Source organism: Clostridium uliginosum, from assembly GCF_900112485.1.
GTDB lineage: Bacteria > Bacillota > Clostridia > Clostridiales > Clostridiaceae > Clostridium > Clostridium uliginosum.
Genome location: NZ_FOMG01000019.1, coordinates 42,525 through 63,839, shown reverse-complemented (window position 1 = coordinate 63,839; position 21,315 = coordinate 42,525). Strand labels below are relative to the sequence as shown.

Below are 21,315 nucleotides of genomic sequence, written 5' to 3'. Positions count from 1 at the left end.
CGAATTCTAATGCACACCTCACAAAAATGTAACAATATCAACACTATTTTAAAACATAGCCAAATAAAAAAGGGGGAATTTTAATGAACAAATTATCAATGAAATCAATGTCAAATCAAGCTTTAAAGAAAAAAAAGAAAGGATTTACACTAGTAGAATTAATTATCGTTATAGCAATAATTGCCATTTTAGCAGCTATTGCTATTCCAAAGATGGGGTATGTAAGAACCAATGCAAATATTAAGGCAGACATAGCAAATGCTAAGAATATTCATACTGCGGCAGCCAGTGCATTAATAGATGAAAAAATAGATAAAGGTAAAAGTTATGATTTAGGCACAGATACTGGTAAACCTATTAAGGATAGAATAGATGCTTATTCACAATCTAAAGCAATTTCTGGAAAGGATTTTGTGGCAGTTGTAGATGATAATGGGAATATAACTATAACAGTAGATTCTAAACAAGCATTTCCTGAACAAGCTGAGGAATTCAAAACTAAATAAACTAATGATTAAAGTGTAAAGCTTACTTTCAAGCTTTACACTTTAATCTATACACAATAAATATAAGGCACATCTTTGGTATGTTATTTTTTTCCAGGTGCCTAAGCTAATGATTATTGAATTTAAGATGAAAATAAGATGGTAAAAAGGGAGGGAACTTAAAAATAATGAAGAAGTTAAAGTTAGATAAGGCTAAGCTCAAGGGCTTAATGAATCTTGATGTTAAGGATTTAAAGGCAATATTATTAAAGGGATCAAATAAGATAAACTCCCTTAAAAAGGTAGAGAAAAAGAGAACTGTTGTGGCTTTTGATATAGGAAGTACAAGTATAAAGATTAGTCAAGGAATGTATTATAAGGAAAACTTATCAATTGATAAGTTTATAGAAATACCTACTCCTAAAGGAGCAATTTCAGATGGAATTATAGAAAATAAGGAACTTCTTATTTCTAAAATAGGAACTGCTTTAAAGGAAAATTCTATAAGTGCAAAGGAAGGAATTTGTACTACTAATTCTACTTTGATTATAAATAGAGAAGTTATGATTCCAAATGTAGAAGAAGATGAGATGGAAACTGTGGTAAGGTATGAAATTCAACAATACTTACCTATAAATTTAGATGATTATATACTGCAAATGACAGTCATAGGGGAAGAATTTTCAGATGAGGGAAAAAGATTAGCAGTTAGAGCTATTGCATATCCAGAGAGAATGGCTAGAGGATATCATGAACTTTTAATTGCCTTACATTTGAAGCCATATGCTTTAGATGTAAATTACAATTCATTAAATAAGTTAATTAATTTTGTAGATGATATAAATGAATATGAATATAATCCTAAAGACTCGCTTGTTTTCATTGACATGGGGGCAAACTGTCTTGATGTTAATATATATAATGATGGAATTTTAAAATTTACTAGAATAATAAAAGCTGGAGGAAGTTATCTTGATGAGGCTTTAAATGAAACTCTAAATATTTCTAAAAATGAAATAGAAACATTAAAAGCAAAGAGCATAAATTTAAGTGATGAAGAGCTTGATAATCAAAATACATTAGTAAGAGATACTATAGATGAATGGATTGATAAAACAGAAAAAATAATACAGTTTTATAAAAACAAAAATGTTGGTAATGAAGTAGATAAAATTTTTATTTATGGAGGTACATCTAAGCTAAATGGATTAACAAATTATATGACATTAAAGCTTGGAATAAACACAACAAGGATAAAGAGTATTCCTAAAATAACTCTTAAGTCTAATAATAGCAGTGGTGAACATATAGACAATTTTGTTAATGTCATAGGCTCTATAATAAGGCTGTAAGAGGGGGATTTAAAAAATGAAAGATATAAACTTTTTTAGTCATTATCAAGGCAAAAATAAAGAAAAGAAGAATAATTTAATATACATTTATGGAGTCGCAGCTTTAGTAGGATTTGTAATAGTTGTAACCTTAGGAGTTAATACTTTTAGAATATATGCTTTAAATAAAAGCATAGAAGATTATAATGCAAAGCTAAGTGCACCTGAAATAGAAGACAAGCTTAAAGAAGCAGAAAGTATAAATTCGCAAATAGAAATTTTAACTAAATATGAATCTGCATTAACAGATGTATCTAATGCTGTAAATAAGAGAGACAATGTTTCAGATAAGTTATTAAACTATATAAGCTCAACTGTGCCAAGCGATGTTTCTTTTAAAAGCTTAGATGTAAAGAATGATGTTGTAATTATACAAGGAGTATCAAAGAGCAGGGAAGCTGTTGGAGAAATGCAGCATAATTTAAAGGGTTTACCTAATACAAGAGAGGTTTTTGTTAATTCCTTAGACAATAATAATTCAGTATCAGGGGAATATTCCTTTGAGATAAAATGCGTACTAAGGAGTGTTGATTAATATGAAGATAAGTAAAAAAGAAAAGATAATGTTAAGCATATTAGCAATAGTATTAGTGGGTTTTATATATTATGAATTTGTATATTTAAAACAAACCTCAAAAATTGTTCAAAAGACTGATGAAAAAAACACAATTGAACAAAAATATAATAATACTATGAATACAATAGATGCTCTAGAAAAAAGAAAAAGTGATATTAAAATATTAAAGACTAAGGTAAATAATAAATCAGCTTTATTTTATCCAACTATAAGTCAAGAACATTTAATTTTAGAAATAGATAAATTACTCAAAAGTAGTGGATTAGAAGGCGGATTAACATTTAAGCCTATAACTGTTCAAGAAGTAGAGAAGGTAGAAAAGTCGAAAGAAAATTTATCAGAAAGCTCAATACAAGGGATAGTTGATAAATATAATAGTGTGATTTCTAAAGATAGTAAGAATTCTATTAATGATAATGATAAACAAAATGTAGGCAATAATAGTGAAAAAAATAATTCTGAAAATATAAATGAATCTTCAGAATCAAAATCAAATGATACACAAAATTCAGATAATAAAAATAGTAAAGATGACTCAAAAAAATCAAATAAAAAGAATATTGAGCAAGTTAAGTGTGAATTGAATTTTAAGGGAAGTTATAACTCATTAAATAATTTCTTAAATGCAATAAGTAAATATGAAAGAAAAATTGTTGTTAACTCCATAACTATATCTCAAAAAAGCATAGACGAGATAAATGGAATAATGGGTCTTGAAATATATGCTATGCCGAAGATTGGAAATGAATTAGAAGAGTATTTAAAGTGGAATTTGGATAACACTTATGGCAAGAATGTGCCATTTGGTGCAGGAGCAGCAGTAGGAAGTACAAAATCAGAAAGTAATATTGCTACTAGTGATTTTATGGTTTCGGTAAAATCAATAACTTCTGATTTACCAACAGTTATTATAGGAAAGAGTAATGATTCTTTAAGGAGTACTTATGCTTATGCAAATAGTAATAAAGAAGAAGAAGTTGAAATAGTGTTAACAAAAAATGGAGATAAGTATTATTATAAATATAAGACATCAAATGGGACATATCCAACTCAATATACAGGGGTAGGGATAGAGTTTATACCAACTTCAGACAATATAGTATTGCAAGTTTTAAGTGAAAGTAGAGTAACGTCAAATGATAAGTCTGGAATTAAAATAAAGATTATAAATAAGACAAATAAGTTAGTGAATTTAGAAGTAAGCGGTGATGATACTCAAAGTCCAAGAGTAGTAGTAGATGGTGATGGAAACAATATAAGTGTTAGTAATAAATAAGCTATGTTTTAAAAGTAGAGTTAATAGTTTAAAACATAGATAATAAATAGAAGAATATTTGTTGATAATCCTAAATAAGTAGGTGAGGATTTAAGTTGAATGTTAAGAGAAAACGCAGAGGGTTTACTTTGATAGAAATAATAATAGCATTTGCATTATTTGGAATATTAATGCTCGGAATATATGGAATTGTTATATCAGCAATGAATAATAATAAAGCTGGTGAGGTAAAACAAAAGGCAGCATTGTATGGACAGGAAGTTCTTGAAGAATTTAAGAGTGGAGATATAACTAAAAGTGAATCTGGCAGTATTATGTTATCTAATGATATAGTGCTAAGTCAAAGTGTAGAAAAGTCTAATTATGAAGGTGAAGGATATTTAGATAAAGATAAAAAGTATTATGCAAAGATTATAGTGAAGAAAAATACTTCAATAATGCTTGATAAAGAGGTAACAGCAGGAGAGGGATCGAGTGAAGAATCATCAGAAGAAAAAGCACCTAAAACCTGTGATTTTAATATAGCGTTAAGTGGAGAGAATAGCCCTATAAAAGTGAAAGATGATAAGTCAAAAGGGAATTTGGAATATGATTCTGCGTCAGATGAGCCTATAAAGTTAATTATAAATACGAAGACAAAAGAAAATGAAAAAGTGGTAGTTATTAAAGATGAGAATAATAATAAGATTTTAACTACTGAAAAGGAAATAAAAAAAGATGAGGATAAAGAGAATCAAATAAAATTAACTTTTAATTTTGATCAATATAGGGTTGAAAGTAAATTAGATAAGAATAAATATAAGAAGTTAGAAATAAGTGTGTACAACCAAGATGATAGTCCTTTAAATATAATCTTGAAAAAGTCAGAAAAAACAGATGTAGAAGTAAAGAATAAGTTGGGAAATGTTAAAGTTTATGATAATCGTGCAGAAAATAATCAATCATCTAAACTTGGGGAATTATATGATATAACAGTTAAAGTAACTCAAAATGGTAATGAAGGTACTCCTATATTTACTGGACATAGTAGCCAAAATATTGATATTAAGTAGGCGGTGATTAAGTGAGAAAGAAAAAGAAAGGGTCTAGTTTAATTACTGTAGTTATTATTTTTAGTATTTTAATTACGGTAGGGACAGCTGTGTTATCAATGACAGTTGGTGATTATAAGATGAGAATTATAGAAAGTAAAAAGATAGAAAATTTATATTCATCAGAATCAGGACTAGATGTTGCCTACGACATAATTGTGAAAACTTTTGATAAAGCAGCAAAATTTGGAGATTTTAAAGCAAAACAATTTAAGGCAGGAAATTGTCAAGGAGGACCTAACTTAAAAAAATATAATAATGCTAAGGGAAAATATATGAAAATAAAGAACGATAAGGATGCAACTCAAAAAGCTAAGAGAGAAGCTAAAAAGGAGTTTGATGAAAAAGTAGAAGAACTTGCACAAGTTGAATTTAAAAGGAGCTTTAAAAATTTTATATCTAAGTCTCATGATAATAATGAAGTAGAAGATAAAGAAAAAATTCCTTCTGATATACTTGCAAAATCTATAAAGGAAGCTAAGTATAGCAGCATTACTTTAAAAGATAAAGATGCTAATGATAAGGAGTTTAAAATAGGAGATAAGGATTTTACTTATGAAAAAGTAGACTTTTTTAGCAATAAACCAGAACTCTTTATATGTAATAATGATGAGTTAAAAAGGATAAATGAATTAGAGAAAGAATTAAACCAATCACCAGATAATCAAGAAAAAAAAGAAGCTTTAGAAGCTTTAAAAGCAAGTAATTTAGGAATTGTTGATAATGGAAATGATTATAAAATACAAATAACATCAGAATTTAAAACTGAAGATTCTCAAGCAAAAGTGAATGGAAAAAATACAAGACAGCTTCAAGTAGCTTATAATATAGTAGTTCCTGATTATAAAGATGTAGCTTTTTCAGAGAGTACTTCAGAAGTACAAAACAATGTTAGTTTAAGTGATAAGGCTATGATAGTTGGCAGAGATATGAATGTAAATGGATCTAGTAAAAATAGTAAGATTGATATAGATGGAGATATTTTTGTTTGGGGAGATAAAAATGAAATTACTAATAAAGTTTATGATAAATATAAAGGTGGAATAAATATAAAAAATAGTACTGTAAAGTTTAATGGGGAAGTAGTTACAGGAAAAACATTTAATATTGAAAGTGATGTAGATTCAACTATTACAGGTAATTTATATGCTATGAATGTTTATGCTGGAAAACTCAATGGAGATGTAGCAGAAAATTCACAATTAATTGTGAAGTCAGCAAAACAAGATAAGAACAAAAATGAAAGCAATAAGGTAAATAAAGATTCAGATGAAAGTGGACAAGTAATTATAGATAATGATATTACGTTAAAAGCTAAGGATACTGATATTGAGATAGATAATTTTTATGGAATTAATGATAAGAATACTAAATATGGTGATACTATGCACGCTTCTTCAGAGGGAACAGCGGAAAGAACATCTAGTAGTATTATAGTTAATGGAAATGAAAATTCAAATATTAAGATTAATAATAAAGCTTACATTATGGGGGTAGCTCATATTGATACAACACCTGAATACCAAACAGGAGAGTCTACTGGGATTAAGGGGAATTATGTAGCTTATGCAACTCCTTTAGATGATAATGAGAAGTTTGATTATTATAAGCCATTACAATTATTAAATGAAGAAAATGTTTTAAAGAAGAGTGAACATTTTAAAAAGTATTGGGATGGCAAATTAGAGGATAAAAATACAGGTGGAATTGCATTACCAGAAAGTACTTATTCTATAGGCGCAATTGTATACAAAGATGCTTCAGGAAAAATTCAACTTAAGGACAGTAGTTATACTATGGATAAAAATAAGATGGATATAAATACTGTAATACCTAAAAAACAAATAGAATATGCTTCAAAAGTATATGCAATGGGAAAAGATGTGGGTAGTAATTGGTATGATTCATTAGGGAATTTAGGAAGTCCAGTTGATTATTTAATGAAACTAAAAGATATACCACAAGATTATGATTTAGATAGTCAAAAGTCAAATAATGAAAAAGCTATATTTAACCATGATTACTATAAGACAATAATAATTAAAGGTAAAAATTCGGCTGGAACTTATAATAATGCTCGTGGAAGTATTTCAGAACAAACCCCAATAGTTATTGAGGCAGATAAAGGGGAATTGAATGCATTTGTAGCAACTGCTGGTGATGTTATTATTGATGGAGAAGTTAACTTTAATGGCAATATAATTGCTGAAGGAAACTTAACTATTCAAGGAAATCAAGATAAGAATATAAAATATGATAAAGATTTATGTGACAGAATTAAAGCTTCAAATGTTGAACTTTTTAATGAGGTATTTGGAGATTCAAGTGATGATACAAATTCATCAGAAACAGGAGATAGTAGTAATCCTAATTTAAATGTTCAATATGATTTAAATAAGTTCTTAAAGACTAAGCTTTGGAAAATAATCAAGTGATTCTTAGGTTTAAATGCAGTTTGTTCATTAGAAATACTTTCTAAATTTGAGCCTTAGAAGAACTTATCCAGGTGTGTAGCAGTGCTTAGTCCCCACTTTGATATAAGATGGGGGGAGCAATGGTAGCAATAGGATAAAATAACGTATAGTTGAGAATTGGTAAGAAGGGGGTGGATTTAGGCATCGTAGAATAAATAACTAGTAAAATATTCTTAGTATTTTTTGATTATTTATTTATTTGGAGATGCCTTAAGTAATGATTAAAAAGAAAAAAGGTTTTACACTGGTTGAGATGATAATTGTTATGGCGTTAACTGTTGTGATACTAGGGATGGTATTTGGAATGTTTAATACAAATAACAGAATTATTTCAGATGTTGATGTTAAATCCACCTTACAAACAGAAGGACAAGCAATTCAAGAAAATTTAAGTAATATTGGAATGCAAGCAATAGGGATAGAATCTGTTACAGGAGAAAATATCTCAGGCAAAGAGAGTTTAGAAGAAATAAAAGACATAGTAATAAATTCATATAATAAAGATGGAAAAGAATGCGAATTTAAAATTGAGCATAATGAAAGAAATTTTTATATAAATGGAAAAGAACTTTCAAGTAATGTAGAAAGTATAAAAATAAGCCCAGATTTAATTGAGTATAAAGATAATTTAGATAATGTTGGGACTGTTGAATTTAATATTCTACTAACTAAAAAGAAAGGCTATAGCGATATAAAGTATCCAGTAACTGTGAAAATTACGTTTAGAAATAAAGGAAAAGAATAATTTCTAGAAAGTATGAAGGGAGGTAAGAAATTGTGAAAATAGAAATTATAAAGAACAGGAAAAATGTTGTTAAAAAAGTTAGTTTATTTGTTACTATTATAGTATTTTGTACTTTAATGAATGTTCCTTTAATTAAAGCAGATGATAGACTACAAACTGAACCATCTTTCGAAGTACAAATAAATAAAGCTAAGCCAAATCCAGCATTAGTAGGCGAAGATATCACTATTGAAGGTACTATAACACCAAAACCTTTTGAAATGGAAATAAAACCACAAAAGAAGGAAATAGTTTTGGTACTAGACGTTTCTGGTAGTATGAATGACCCAGGAAATAAAAGATGTACAAATAAAAGAGTAAGATATTGTATTAAACATGGCAGCTCAGATCCAAATCATTTGGGATTTGGTTTGCATCATTGGATTAATGATTATTGTGAAGAACATAAGACGAATGAAGAGCATTATACAACTAAAATAGCAGAGTTAAAAACTGCTGCAAATAATTTTATTGATAAAATGAAAAATATACCTAATTTAGAAATAGGCATAGTAGATTATTCAACAAATGCAAAAATAAATCCATTTATAAAGAATAATGATGAGAAGGATTATAAGAGTGGGGAAACTAATAATTGGAATTTACATTATATAATAAATAAGTTAAGAGCTGATGGAGGTACAAATACAGGAGAAGGTTTAAGAAAAACTGAATATATGATAGAGAATGGGGATTCAGATGCAAGCAAATCAATTGTATTTATGTCAGATGGACTACCAACTTATTATTCTGTAGAAAAAAAGTATGACAGAGATTATAATCAATATAATGATCAATACTATGATGAATACTGTGGAAGATACTATGATAAATACAATCAATACTATGATCAATATTATAACAAAGAGCAAGAAATATACTATGATCAATATTATAATGGATATGGTTATCCTTACTATAGAACATACTATGATTATTATACATCAATAGATAACACTGATCCTATACTTGCAGGTACTGGTAATTCGGATAATAAGGGATATTGTAAGGGGTACGCCAAAGAAATAGGAGAAATAATTAGAAATAATAAGAGTAATGTATTTTCAATTGGATATGGATTAGGTGCTAAAAATAGTGATGGAAATAAAACAATGAAAGAAATTCATGACTCTATGGGAGGAGCAGAAAATGATTTTTTTGCTACTGATGCGGGAGCAATAGACAAAATATTTGACCAAATAGCTGACAAAATAATAAAGAGTTACACCATTGATAATTTAGAAATGAATATGAATTTTAAATCGGATGATGGATTTAGTTTAAATATTAAAGGAAATAAAGTAAAACTGAATAATATTATTTATAAAAAGGTATCAGAATCAAATGGAAAAGCAAGATATGAAGCAGATAAAGTATCATTTAAATTTGTTATTAAAGGAAAAAAAGTAGGCGAGTATATAGGTAAAGATATATTTAAAGATTCTACTGTAACATTTTCATGGGAGAATGATTTAATAACAATACCAGTAAAAATTTCTGATGATTTAATAATTAAAATAAAAGATAATCAATTACCTGATATAAAAGCAAATTTCATTAGTGCAAGTCCAAATCCAGCAAATCCATCTGAAGAAATAGAAGTTAAATATAAGATTGATACAGATTCTTTTGAATATAATATTGGGGAAGAGAGTTTAGATTCAACTAATAAATCATTAACAATTACTGATGCTAAGTTAAATTTTGACTTAGGAGAAAATTTTGATGCAGTGGATGGTAGCGTACTAGAAGGTGAAGGAAAAATCCGTACAGTGACATTGCCACATATTGAATATACTTTGAAGAATGAAGATGGAAAAAATGTGTGGAAACAAACAAAGCCTATAGATATAATATTTAAGATAAAAGCATCAAAGGGGAAATATGGAAGCTTAGGATTTGGGACAACCAATAATAAAATATCATATAAGAATTTTACAGGAAATTTAGTAAATAAACCAATAAAGACACCCACTATAATAATACGAGGTATTGAAACTGTAAATCATGGACTTTATAAAGGTATGGATGGGAATGATCCTAATATAGATACTAATACAGCATCAGAGATATTTTTAAAGGAAGCTAAAGTACGTTTAGGAGCAACATTTAATGTATATAGTAATGGAAGTACAGCTAATCTTAATATTCCAAATGGAATTGTTGATGGAAGCATTAAGGTTTATAAAGTAGGTACAGATGGATTAATTAGTATTGGAGAAATGAGCAAGGGAGATAAAAATAATTATACGTTTGCTTTTAATAATGTTTCGCAAGCTGGGGATCGTATCTTGATTTTATACAATGAAATATTACCTGATGAAACAGGTAATTATGATAATAAATTAAAAATTGATAATGCTGAAGGAATAGCAATATTAAAAGTAGGATCAGATGAATTACCAGAATTATTTTAATTAATCATAAGCAAAGATTAAAGAATAAATTAATTATGTGTTAAAAGGGATGTACCATAATACAAATCATTTAATGATATGATGTATATTCAAAAAAAGAAATAGAAATAATATTTGTGGAAGAAGCATTGAAAAATAAGCTTAGAGTTTCTTCATTTGAAGTTGTTCCATAAATGATTGTCCTAATGCATATTAGGAGCAATCTTTTATGGGTACAACTTTAAATGTTAGAAAATCTTAGCTTATTTTTCTAGTCTTCTTTAATAAATGTTATTTCTATTTCTTTGTTATTACTTCACTTGATAATTCTGAGACAGCCCCTTAACTTAAATCTCTTAATTTTTTGTTGAATTTTGTATTATTTATCCTGGAAAAAGTAAGAAATTTGTTGATAAATCTCTATTTTAGGATTATAATAATACTTAAACATGGAAAATTATGTTTACAATATATTTAGACATTAATTTAAAAAAATAATAAGTAATTTATATATATATATATATATTCTAAAAATCATTGTTCATTTGAATTTATTCAGTATCTCTATTATTTATTTAGAGATTAACCATATAAATAATGAATTATATTAATTAGAATATATATAAATAAATATTATATAACGTTGGAAACGATGAACAATTCTCTTAATTTGGGCACCTTGAGAATTTGGAGTTAGTGGTGCACCCCGCCAGCAATTAATAAGATTAATTGGTGGCTTTTTGTTTGCTTTTTTTTCTTAAATGTAAGTTATATAAGTTGAAAATATTTGATTTTTATATAAGTATGTATAATATGGAACATTAGATAAGGCACATCTTTGGCCTATTATTTTTTTCGTGTGCCTAATGCGATGATGAAAACAAGAACAAAATATAAATTACTTTATTTGAATATATATTCGTTGAAAATGGTATATATTTATGACAATAAACTACATATGTTATTAAAAAAATAGGGGGAAGAGTTATGAAATTAAAATGGAAGATATGTACAGTAATTTCATTAATACTTGTGTTATTTAGCATAATATTAGGAACAATAATGTATAGTAAAGTAAGTAATATATTGGAAATTAAAACACAAAAAGAACTTAATACAAGTTCAGCTATGGGTTTAATAACATTAGATGAAAAGTATCCAGGAGATTGGAAAGTAGAAGGTGGAAAGCTGTATAAGGGGGCTACACCTATTAATGATGACTTCGTTGCTGTTGATACAATAAAAGAAAAAACAGGTATGTATGCAAGTATATTTTTAAATGATACAAGAATAACAACAAATGTAGTTAATGAAAATGGAGAAAGAACTATTGGTACAAAAGCAGATGAACAAGTTATTAATGATGTACTTAAAAAAGGTATAGAATATACCCAAAACATAAATATAGAAGGAATGGACATAAATGCGAACTATACTCCTTTAAAGGACAAAAATGGAGATATCATAGGAATGTGGTTTGTTGGAATATCACATGAAGAAGTAGGTAAAGAAGTTACTCAGTTAGCTATAACTATTATTTTAACAAGTATATTTATAATTATTATAGGTGCTTTTATAGCTACTATGATGTCAAAACATATTACTAAAGATTTAGAAACATTACAAAAAAATATTGATGTTTTTAAAAGTGGAGACTTAAGTATTAAAATGAATGAAAGCATATTAAATAGAAAAGATGAAGTAGGCAAGATATGTAAATCAGTTGAACAAATGCAAAATGGAATAAAAGGGATAGTTAAAAATGTAATGAAATCACAAAAAGTTACACAAGATACTTATGATAAGACACAAGAAAATATTAAAATTTCAATAGATAAGTCTAAATCTATTGAACAAATAAAGTTATTATCAGATACAATTTTTGATATATCTTCTCAAATTAATCAGTTAGCATTAAATGTTGATATTGAAGCAGCTAGAGTAGGAGAAGAAGGAAAAGGACTTTCAGTTTTAGCTAAAGAAGTAAGAATTTTAGCTGAAAATTCCCAATTAGCAGCTTCTGAAATTCAAAAATTAACACAATTAGTTACTGAATCAGTAGAAGGCTTAGCTAAAGATTCTAAGAATATGCTAGAACTTATGGATAATAGTATAGACAAGGATTATGAATCTTTTGTACAAACAGGAGAACAATATAGTAATGATGACATCTTTATTAATGAGTTAGTCTCAGATTTTGCAAATACAGCAAATGAATTAGAAATATCTATTAATAGTATGGTTTGCAAAATAGAAGAAATATCTAATAATACTCATGATGGAGCTGATGGTTCAAATCATATAACACAGAGCGTTATGTCTATAGTAGAAAATGTATTAGAACAAGCTAATAATACAAAAAAATATTCAGAAGACTTAGAAAATGAAATGAATAAATTTAATATATAAATATTTTAAGAAATATGGGTATGTATTTACTAATATTGTAGAAAAAATTTGCAATAGTTATGTAAAAGACATATTCATATTTTTTTTGTATATTATTTGTTTATTTTTATAGATTATTTTAAGTAAATATGTTGTTATTTTAATTTTTAATGAAATATATATAATTATTTTAATTGTATATCATACAATTTTACAAAAAATATAATATAATATAAATATAGGATAATATACCATAATATTAAAAATGAAATTGATCAAGGCACATCTTTGGTTTGTTATTTCCTTCCATGTGCCTAATATGAAAAGTGGTGAATTTAGTTATTTGAAGATGCCTTAAATACAAAGGAAAATCATTTTTAATTTAATGTATTTTATTGAAAGAATAAAAATTATTCGCTATGTTTTAGGTGAGTGTTGATATTGTTATATTTTTGTAAAGTGGACATTGAAATTGGGCTTTTAGAACTCTTAATGAGTATTGTCCCTTTTTCAGCTTGTCAAAAGCTTGTCTTTGGAGCAAGCTAAAAGGGGACTATACTTATTTAGACGTTCTTAAGTTCAATTTCTTAGCCCACTTTACAATATATAATAATATCAACACGGTTTTAAAACAAAGCCAAATTATTAAAGGGATTAGGATTGGGGAGGGAATAATTATGAAGTTAAAGTGGAAGGTATGTACAATAATTTCATTAATACTTGTTACTTTTAGTGCAGTTCTAGGTGTATTTATGTATAACAAAATAAGTAACATATTAGAAGTTAAGACACAAAAAGAGCTTAATTCAAATTTAGCTATACAATTGATAGCATTGGATGAAAAATATCCAGGAAATTGGAGAGTAGATGGCAAGCAACTATATAAAGGCGATACTCTTATTAATGATAACTCTACAATGATTGATACAATAAAAGATAAAACAGGTATGTATTCAAGTATTTTTTTAAGTGACACAAGAGTAACAACAAACTTAGTAGATAAAAATGGGTTAAGAATAACAGGGCAAAAAGCAAATGAAGATGTTATAAATGAAGTAATAAAAAATGGTAAACAGTATAATACAACAGTAAATTTAGAATCTGCAAATGAAAATTTATATGGGACTTTTACACCTTTAAAAGATGGTAATGAAAAAGTAGTAGGTATGTATTTTGTGGGAATGTCACATAAGGAAATGGATAAAGAAGTTGGAGCTTTAGCTTTAGCTATGACATTAATAAGTATATTTATAATTCTTATTAGTGTTTTGTGTGTTGCTATGATATCAAAGCATATGACTAAAGATTTAGAAACCTTGGAAAAAGAGATTAATAAACTTGCGGTTGGGGACTTTAGTACAAAAATGAATGAAAAAATATTAAAAAGAAAAGATGAGATAGGTTCTATATGTAAATCAGTTCAGAAAATGCAAAAATCAATAAGAGATATGGTTAAAAATGTAAAAAAAGAAACTAATAGTATTATAAAAAATATATATAATACGAGTGTTGGAGTAGATAAAGTATATGAAGGTACAGAAAGTATTTCATCTACAACACAAGAATTATCAGCTAGTTTAGAACAAACAGCAGCATCAGCTAATGAGATGCATGAATCATCTTTTAGAATTCAACAAAGTGTAGAAAGAACAGCTGAAAAATCAAAAAAAGGTAAGGAATCAGCAGAAAAAATTAAACAAAGAGCAGAAACTTTAAAAGAAAATTCACTAAATTCTCAAAGGGTTACTAAAGAAATTTATGATAAAACACAAGAACAAATTAAAATTTCAATAGACAAGTCTAAATCTATAAAACAAATAAAATTATTATCAGATACAATTTTTGAAATTGCATCTCAAACTAATCTTTTAGCATTAAATGCAGCTATTGAAGCAGCGAGAGCTGGTGAAGCAGGAAAAGGTTTCTCAGTAGTAGCTGAAGAGGTACGAAATTTGGCTGAAAATTCAAAGGAAGCAGCTATTGAAATTCAAAAAGTAACACAATTGGTTACGGAATCAGTTGACAGTTTAGTTGAAAATTCTAAAGGTATGTTAATGTTTATGGATAACAATATAAGTAGTGATTATCAAGATCTGGTACATACAGGAGAGCAATATAGTAATGATGCAGCTTTTATTGATGAATTAGTTTCAGATTTTTCAAATACAGCGTACCAATTAGAAAATGATGTTAAAAGCGTAGTACAAGCTATAGAGGAAATATCTGGTGCTGCTCATGACGGAGCAGATGGTTCAACCCTTATAGCAGAAAGAATTATGGAAATAGTTGAAAATGTAAATAATGTATTAGAAGAAGCTAGTAATACAAAAAAATGTTCAGAAGACTTAGAAAAACAAATAAATATGTTTAAAATATAGAAAGTTGTAAGAAATATGGATATGCATTTACTAATATTGCAGAAAAAATTTTAAAGAGTTATCTATCATTTTAGAACAAAAAAGTTGTTAAACTCGAGATAAATCTTTCAGACAGTAACACTTTTTCGCCCTAAAATGATGAAACTCTAATAAAATTTTTTTGATGCAATATTACGTAAAAAGCATATCCATATTTCTTTTTTTAGATGAGCTATATACTATTATTATATGATTTAGATATTAACCATTACTTAAGGCACATCAAAATAAATAACTAGGCAGCTTCTTTGTAATATACTGTGTCAGCAAAGTCAACTAATAACAGTGGTATTAACTGACTTTACTTCCTTGTCTAGTTCAAAAAATCATAAGAATCTTTTACTAGTTATTTATTTTACAATGCCTAAGACTATATAACTTTGCTAATTTATCAAAGGCAGGTAAAGAATTTTCAATTTTTTCATAAGAGATACAGTATGATATTCTTACATATCCTGGACAGCCAAATGCTGAACCTGGGACAAGTAATAAGTTGAATTTTTTTGCATCTTCACAGAATTTTTTATCATCTTCGATTGGTGCTTTAGGGAATAAATAAAATGCACCTTGAGGTTTATGGCAAGTGAAGCCAAGTTCTACTAAGTGGTTATATAAAAGATCTCTATTCTTTTTATAAATGTTAACATCGACTTCAGCATCTAAGCATTTTGCAACTACTCTTTGAAATAATGATGGAGCGTTAACAAAGCCTAATATTCTATTAGCAACATTTAATGAAGATATAACATCATTAAAATCTTCCATGTCTTTGTTAATTACAACATATCCTATACGTTCACCAGGTAGTGATAAAGATTTACTATAAGAATACCCAATAAATGAATTACTATAATATTTTAATATACATGGAACTGTAGCATCATCATAAACTATTTCTCTATATGGCTCATCAGAAATTAAATAAATACTAGTGTTAAGTTCTTTTTGTTTTTCATTAAGTAATGAAGATAAATCTTTAATTGCTTGCTCAGAATAAATAACTCCAGTTGGATTATTTGGAGTATTAATTATAATTGCTTTAGTTTTACTTGTGATTTTTTCTCTTAACACATCTAAATTTGGTTCAAATGTACTTGTATCTGCAGGTACAATAATAAGTTTACCATCAAAATTTTCCACATAATTTTTATATTCACCAAAAAATGGTGCAAAAGTAATGACTTCATCATCAGGATTTAAAAGTGTCTTTAAAGTTATATTTAAGCCACCAGCTGCTCCACAGGTCATAATGATATTATCTTTAGAAAGATTAAGAGAATGCTTTTTATTAACAAATGAACTAATCTCTGCTCTTACATCTTCATATCCAGAATTATTCATATAACCATGAACAAGATTAGGAACTTCTTCATTTAAAATTTCATTTATTATTGATTTAATATTTTCAGGCGGTTCAACATTTGGATTACCTATGCTGTAATCAAAAACATTTTCTTCACCATAGATTTTTGATAGCTTTTTGCCTTCTTCAAACATAGCTCTTATAGTAGAGTTGTTGCTTACAAGTGTTTTCATTTTTTGTGATATCATTAGCTCTCTCCCCCTTAAGTAAGACACATTGGTCTGTTATTTTTTTGAATGTGCCTAAATTATTGATTATAAATATTTTAACACAAATTTTTATTGAAAATTTAAATTATCAATATTAACATTTATAATTAGATATTCAATATATACCAAAATAAAACAAAAGATGATACAATTAGAATAATTCGACTTAAATTAAGGTTATTTATTTGGAGAGTCTTTATAATAAAATATATTTTGAAGGGAGATTAATTATGAAAAAACTAAAAGATATAAGTGTTAGAAATAGACTTACTATAGTCTACACATCAACATTTATAATTGGACTAATTACAGGAATGATATTAATGAGTAAGTTACCAACAAAAGTGATAGGAGTACTTATAGCATTAATATTAGTAGGAGGTATAATAGCACTTTCAATTAGAAATATTTTAGAGCCATTAATAAAAATAAGAGAATTTGCAGAAAGAATTTCAGAAGGAAATTTATCAACAGATATAACGATTACAAGAAATGATGAATTTGGACAAATAGGATTTGCGTTAAATACAGCGCAAGACAATATAAAAGTAATAGTCGAAGAGACTATTAATAAGTCTTCAAATACATCATCTTTAAGTCAGGAAATATCTGCAACTATTCAAGAATTATCATCGAATTTTAAAATTATAGATACAGCTACTAAAACCATAGGTGAAGGGGTAGTTGAATCAAGTAGTAATATGGAAGAACTATCTGCATCTGTTCAAGAAGTAAATGGAAATATAGAAGAATTAGCAGAAAAAGCAGAAGATTCAAATGCAAGTTCTGAAAGAATAAGTAAAAAAGCAAGTGAAATACAAATTCAAAGTGAAAGTGTATATAATAATACACAAAAAGTTTATAGAGAGAAAGAAAAACATATATTAGAAGCTATTGAGGCAGCAAAAGTAGTTGAAGAGATAAAAGTAATGGCAGATGCTATAGATGCTATAGCAGGACAGACTAATCTTCTTGCATTAAACGCAGCTATTGAATCAGCTAGAGCAGGAGAAGCTGGAAAGGGATTTGCTGTAGTTGCTGAAGAAGTTAGAAAGTTAGCAGAGGAATCATCAAAAACAGTTATTACTATTCAAAATACAATAGAAAAAGTAGAAAGTGCATTTGAAAATCTTTCAATCCATACTAAGGACATACTTAACTTCCTTAAAACTGATATAAAACAAGTTTTAGTACAATATAGAGACATTGGAAAACAATATGAGGAAGATGGTTCTTTTATAAATGAACTTTCATTGCAATTATCTTCAATGTCACAAGAAATAGGTGCATCGATGGAACAAATTAGTGCAAGTATTGAAAATACTGCTAATAATACTCAAGTTGCATCAGAAAATTCTCAAAAAATACAAAAAGGAATTGATGACACCACTGAAATGATGTCAGAAGTTGTGTCAATAGTAGAAAAAGAATCTGAAATGTCACAACAATTAACTCAATTAGTAGAAGCATTTAAATTATAAAATATAAATATATTACATTATTTGGAATTTTATTAAATTTACATTATAATATATATGTAGTCTAAAATAAAAGGATGGTATATATATGAGTAATTTAATAAGTAAGAATAAAGTAAAAAGAAAATCAATTAATAAAAATACTGTACGAAAAGGAAATAAAGAATATTATAAAATTACTCCCAAAGGCATACATAAAAATAATGCACATATACCCAAAAAGGTAATATTATTTATTAGTATATTTGTGTTAATAATGCTATCAATTAATATTAATCAAAATAGATATGTGAAATTTTTAGAAAATAATCAGTATTATCAGGGAAGTAAAATTAAAATTAAAGATTTGCAAAAGAATTTGCCTAATTTAAAAAAGCAATTAGGAATACATGATGTACAATATAAGTGGAATAAAGAATTAGAGTATAATAACAAACCTAAGCTATTAGTATTTCATCATACTGCGTCAAAACAATTAACTCCACAACAAATACATGATATGCATATAAATAAAGAATGGGCAGGTATAGGATACCATTTTTATATAAAAAAAGATGGAACTATATATAGAGGAAGACCAGAAGATGCTATAGGAGCACATATAAAAGGAAAAAATAAGGATTCTTTAGGTATATGTTTAGAAGGAAATTTAGAAGAAGAAAATCCTACTGAAGATGAAATTAAGTCACTAGAAAAATTATCAACATACCTAATAGTTAAATATAACATTAATAAAGTACAAGGACATGGAGATACATACGATACATTATGTCCAGGAAAAAACTTTCCAATGGAATTGGTTAAAGAAGAGATAACAAAAGATATTAAAGAGATTTCTATAAATGTAAATTAAGTATTATAAGCTATATATATAAGTTCCAATAAAGTTTGTTCATTAATATAAATCTTAGAATATTTATATAATGTTATGACTCACCAGTATAGCGAGGAACTTATATAGAAAATTTATGATATATATGCTTCTAAATAGATATTGTTAATTAAAGATATAATTTTCTATAAAAATTATATAAAAGATTATAAATGTATTAACTTAATTAGAACATATATATTTAAAGAACTAAAAATGCCTTAAGTTATTAAGCAATTTATATAATACAAGCTTAATTACTTAAGGCATTTTTGCATAAGTATTAATGTAATTGAGCAATATGGTAATAGATAAAAAAAGAATATATTTTAAGTTTTTTTAAGTGCATAATTAATAATTTAAAATATTAAGTAAAAATATAAAAAACCTTTATTATTTATCAGTAATTTAAGTTCATGGTAAATTTTGAAGAAATATAAAGAATATTAGAGCTTGTGCATAACTCTGGGGATTAAATGGTACTAGTTCAGCTCATTGAAACCGTTTAAATACAGCAAAATACGGCTTGTACGAATAATGTGGATAACGAAATTAGCTTGTGGATAAAACTGTGGATAATTTTATTTCTATTATATTTGATTATGCTATATATAGATAATTGTAAATAGTATGTAACAATATATAGAAAATTGTAAAATAAAGATGCATCGAAATTTAAAATAAATTATTTAAATATAGAGATATAACAAATATTAACACTATTCACAAAACTGTGGATAAAAACTGTGGATAATGTGGAAAACTTCATCGGAAAAAATATCTTTAAGAAAAAATTGAAAAGAGTATAATATATTTATACGATTATGTAATTAAAAAAGTTAATATAAGGCCTTTGAAGGAAAGAGGGAACCTAAGGCACATTAAAATAAATAACAAGTCAGTATGCTAGTCTATTTTGCGTCATACTGCGTCGGCAAAATCATCCCATACCTGCTATGAGATTATTTCATCTCCTTGTCTGACACAAAATATACGTCGTATCTTTGAATTGTTATTTTCTTTAATATGCCTAATATATATAAATAGGTTTATTATTTAGTGATAATGCCTAATAGGGGGTTAAGTGTATGGCGACAAAAGAACCTAAGTTTGTTCCAGAAATAAAAGGAACATTAAGAAATCATGTAGTTGAAGTTCCCACAGTAATAAGAGATTGTGGAGGAATTAAAATTTTTGGAAAAAGAATAAAATCGTTATTATTTAGTACTGATGTTGCAGTAATCAGAAATACTAATGCAGATGCAATTATTGCGGTATATCCATTTACTCCTCAACCATTAATTACACAAGCACTTATTATGTCAGCAGATGTACCAGTTTTCTGTGGTGTTGGTGGAGGAATAACTCAGGGAAAAAGAGTTATAAATTTGGCATTAGATGCAGAGTTTAAAGGAGCTATGGGTGTTGTTGTAAATGCACCAACTTCCAATGAAGTTGTAAGAAGAATAAGATCTACAATTGATATTCCAGTTGTAGTAACAGTTGTATCAGAAGATGAAGATATTGCAGAAAGAATAGAATCAGGAGCAACTATTTTAAATGTTTCAGGTGGTAAAAATACAGCTGCAATTGTTAGAAATATAAGATCAAAATATCCAGAGTTTCCTGTAATAGCAACAGGAGGACCAACAACTCAATCTATAAAAGAAACTATTTTAGCAGGTGCTAATGCAATAACATATACACCTCCATCATCGGCAAGTATTATGGGAGATCTTATGGATGTATATAGAAACGAATAAAGAATAGATTCTTTTTCATTAATCAATTTACACAGTGAGTAAATTAGGTACATGAAAGAGAATGGAATGTTACGTATGTTATATATCTGATAAAACAATGGGGCTGTCTCATAATACAAATCACTTAATGATATGATGTATATTCAAAAAAAGAAATAGAAATAACATTTGTGGAAGAAGCATTGAAAAATAAGCTTAGCGAAATTTTTCTAGTCTTCTTTAATAAATGTTATTTCTATTTTTTTGTTATTACTTCACTTGATAATTCTAAGACAGCCACTTACTTTTTATGTTTTGGCCATGTTTTAAAATAGTGTTTATATTACAATATCAACATTCCTTAAAACATAGT

Annotated in this window: 14 protein-coding genes and 1 riboswitch; of the genes, 13 read left to right on the top strand and 1 reads right to left on the bottom strand. The window is 27.1% G+C overall.

Annotated elements, in window-relative coordinates:
* Positions 1-83 precede the first annotated feature (83 nt).
* The 10 genes from BM027_RS12390 (at position 84) to BM027_RS12345 (ending at position 15,240) form a co-directional block, all read left to right on the top strand.
* Entirely contained in the window at positions 84-506 is a 423-nt protein-coding gene (locus BM027_RS12390; RefSeq protein ID WP_090092251.1) for a prepilin-type N-terminal cleavage/methylation domain-containing protein, read from the top strand.
* Between the two features lie 167 nt (positions 507-673).
* Complete coding sequence (pilM, locus tag BM027_RS12385) at positions 674-1,837, top strand: pilus assembly protein PilM (protein ID WP_090092249.1); 1,164 nt, start codon at positions 674-676, stop codon at positions 1,835-1,837.
* Positions 1,838-1,853: 16 nt separating this feature from the next.
* A complete protein-coding gene (locus BM027_RS12380; protein ID WP_090092247.1) occupies positions 1,854-2,411 on the top strand; it encodes a PilN domain-containing protein in 558 nt (185 codons plus the stop codon).
* A 1-nt stretch (position 2,412) separates the two neighbouring features.
* Positions 2,413-3,729 (top strand): pilus assembly protein PilO, encoded by a 1,317-nt coding sequence (locus tag BM027_RS12375; RefSeq protein ID WP_090092244.1) that lies wholly within the window; start codon positions 2,413-2,415, stop codon positions 3,727-3,729.
* A gap of 95 nt (positions 3,730-3,824) precedes the next feature.
* Positions 3,825-4,781, top strand: coding sequence for a type IV pilus modification PilV family protein (locus tag BM027_RS12370; protein WP_090092241.1), 957 nt, complete (start codon positions 3,825-3,827; stop codon positions 4,779-4,781).
* Positions 4,782-4,792: 11 nt separating this feature from the next.
* Positions 4,793-7,255, top strand: coding sequence for a hypothetical protein (locus tag BM027_RS12365; RefSeq protein WP_090092238.1), 2,463 nt, complete (start codon positions 4,793-4,795; stop codon positions 7,253-7,255).
* A gap of 256 nt (positions 7,256-7,511) precedes the next feature.
* Positions 7,512-8,039 (top strand): PilW family protein, encoded by a 528-nt coding sequence (locus BM027_RS12360; RefSeq protein WP_090092235.1) that lies wholly within the window; start codon positions 7,512-7,514, stop codon positions 8,037-8,039.
* A gap of 32 nt (positions 8,040-8,071) precedes the next feature.
* Positions 8,072-10,495 (top strand): vWA domain-containing protein, encoded by a 2,424-nt coding sequence (locus tag BM027_RS12355; protein WP_242943329.1) that lies wholly within the window; start codon positions 8,072-8,074, stop codon positions 10,493-10,495.
* Between the two features lie 615 nt (positions 10,496-11,110).
* Positions 11,111-11,194, top strand: a riboswitch (cyclic di-GMP riboswitch).
* Between the two features lie 267 nt (positions 11,195-11,461).
* Entirely contained in the window at positions 11,462-12,883 is a 1,422-nt protein-coding gene (locus BM027_RS12350) for a methyl-accepting chemotaxis protein (RefSeq protein ID WP_090092229.1), read from the top strand.
* 656 nt (positions 12,884-13,539) lie between these two features.
* A complete protein-coding gene (locus BM027_RS12345; RefSeq protein WP_090092227.1) occupies positions 13,540-15,240 on the top strand; it encodes a methyl-accepting chemotaxis protein in 1,701 nt (566 codons plus the stop codon).
* A 381-nt stretch (positions 15,241-15,621) separates the two neighbouring features.
* On the opposite strand, the gene BM027_RS12340 is transcribed toward BM027_RS12345, so the two are convergent.
* Positions 15,622-16,830 (bottom strand): pyridoxal phosphate-dependent aminotransferase, encoded by a 1,209-nt coding sequence (locus tag BM027_RS12340; protein WP_090092225.1) that lies wholly within the window; start codon positions 16,828-16,830, stop codon positions 15,622-15,624.
* 251 nt (positions 16,831-17,081) lie between these two features.
* Here BM027_RS12340 and BM027_RS12335 point away from each other — a divergent pair, with 251 nt between their 5' ends.
* The 3 genes from BM027_RS12335 (at position 17,082) to BM027_RS12325 (ending at position 20,963) form a co-directional block, all read left to right on the top strand.
* Positions 17,082-18,332 (top strand): methyl-accepting chemotaxis protein, encoded by a 1,251-nt coding sequence (locus BM027_RS12335; RefSeq protein ID WP_090092222.1) that lies wholly within the window; start codon positions 17,082-17,084, stop codon positions 18,330-18,332.
* A gap of 85 nt (positions 18,333-18,417) precedes the next feature.
* The gene (locus BM027_RS12330; protein WP_090092219.1) at positions 18,418-19,182 is read left to right on the top strand and encodes a peptidoglycan recognition protein family protein; all 765 of its coding nucleotides are present in this window, start codon (positions 18,418-18,420) and stop codon (positions 19,180-19,182) included.
* A 1,106-nt stretch (positions 19,183-20,288) separates the two neighbouring features.
* Positions 20,289-20,963: a hydrolase gene (locus tag BM027_RS12325; protein WP_090092216.1), complete on the top strand. Its 675-nt coding sequence runs from the start codon at positions 20,289-20,291 to the stop codon at positions 20,961-20,963.
* Positions 20,964-21,315 lie beyond the last annotated feature (352 nt).

Excerpts from the sequence above, each read along its gene's own strand:
- BM027_RS12350 (WP_090092229.1), top strand. The coding sequence starts at position 11,462 with ATGAAATTAAAATGGAAGATATGTACAGTAATTTCATTAATACTTGTG.
- BM027_RS12335 (WP_090092222.1), top strand. The coding sequence starts at position 17,082 with ATGAAAAAACTAAAAGATATAAGTGTTAGAAATAGACTTACTATAGTC.
- BM027_RS12345 (WP_090092227.1), top strand. The coding sequence starts at position 13,540 with ATGAAGTTAAAGTGGAAGGTATGTACAATAATTTCATTAATACTTGTT.
- BM027_RS12340 (WP_090092225.1), bottom strand. The coding sequence starts at position 16,830 with ATGATATCACAAAAAATGAAAACACTTGTAAGCAACAACTCTACTATA.
- BM027_RS12330 (WP_090092219.1), top strand. The coding sequence starts at position 18,418 with ATGAGTAATTTAATAAGTAAGAATAAAGTAAAAAGAAAATCAATTAAT.
- BM027_RS12375 (WP_090092244.1), top strand. The coding sequence starts at position 2,413 with ATGAAGATAAGTAAAAAAGAAAAGATAATGTTAAGCATATTAGCAATA.
- pilM (WP_090092249.1), top strand. The coding sequence starts at position 674 with ATGAAGAAGTTAAAGTTAGATAAGGCTAAGCTCAAGGGCTTAATGAAT.
- BM027_RS12325 (WP_090092216.1), top strand. The coding sequence starts at position 20,289 with ATGGCGACAAAAGAACCTAAGTTTGTTCCAGAAATAAAAGGAACATTA.
- BM027_RS12360 (WP_090092235.1), top strand. The coding sequence starts at position 7,512 with ATGATTAAAAAGAAAAAAGGTTTTACACTGGTTGAGATGATAATTGTT.
- BM027_RS12390 (WP_090092251.1), top strand. The coding sequence starts at position 84 with ATGAACAAATTATCAATGAAATCAATGTCAAATCAAGCTTTAAAGAAA.
- BM027_RS12380 (WP_090092247.1), top strand. The coding sequence starts at position 1,854 with ATGAAAGATATAAACTTTTTTAGTCATTATCAAGGCAAAAATAAAGAA.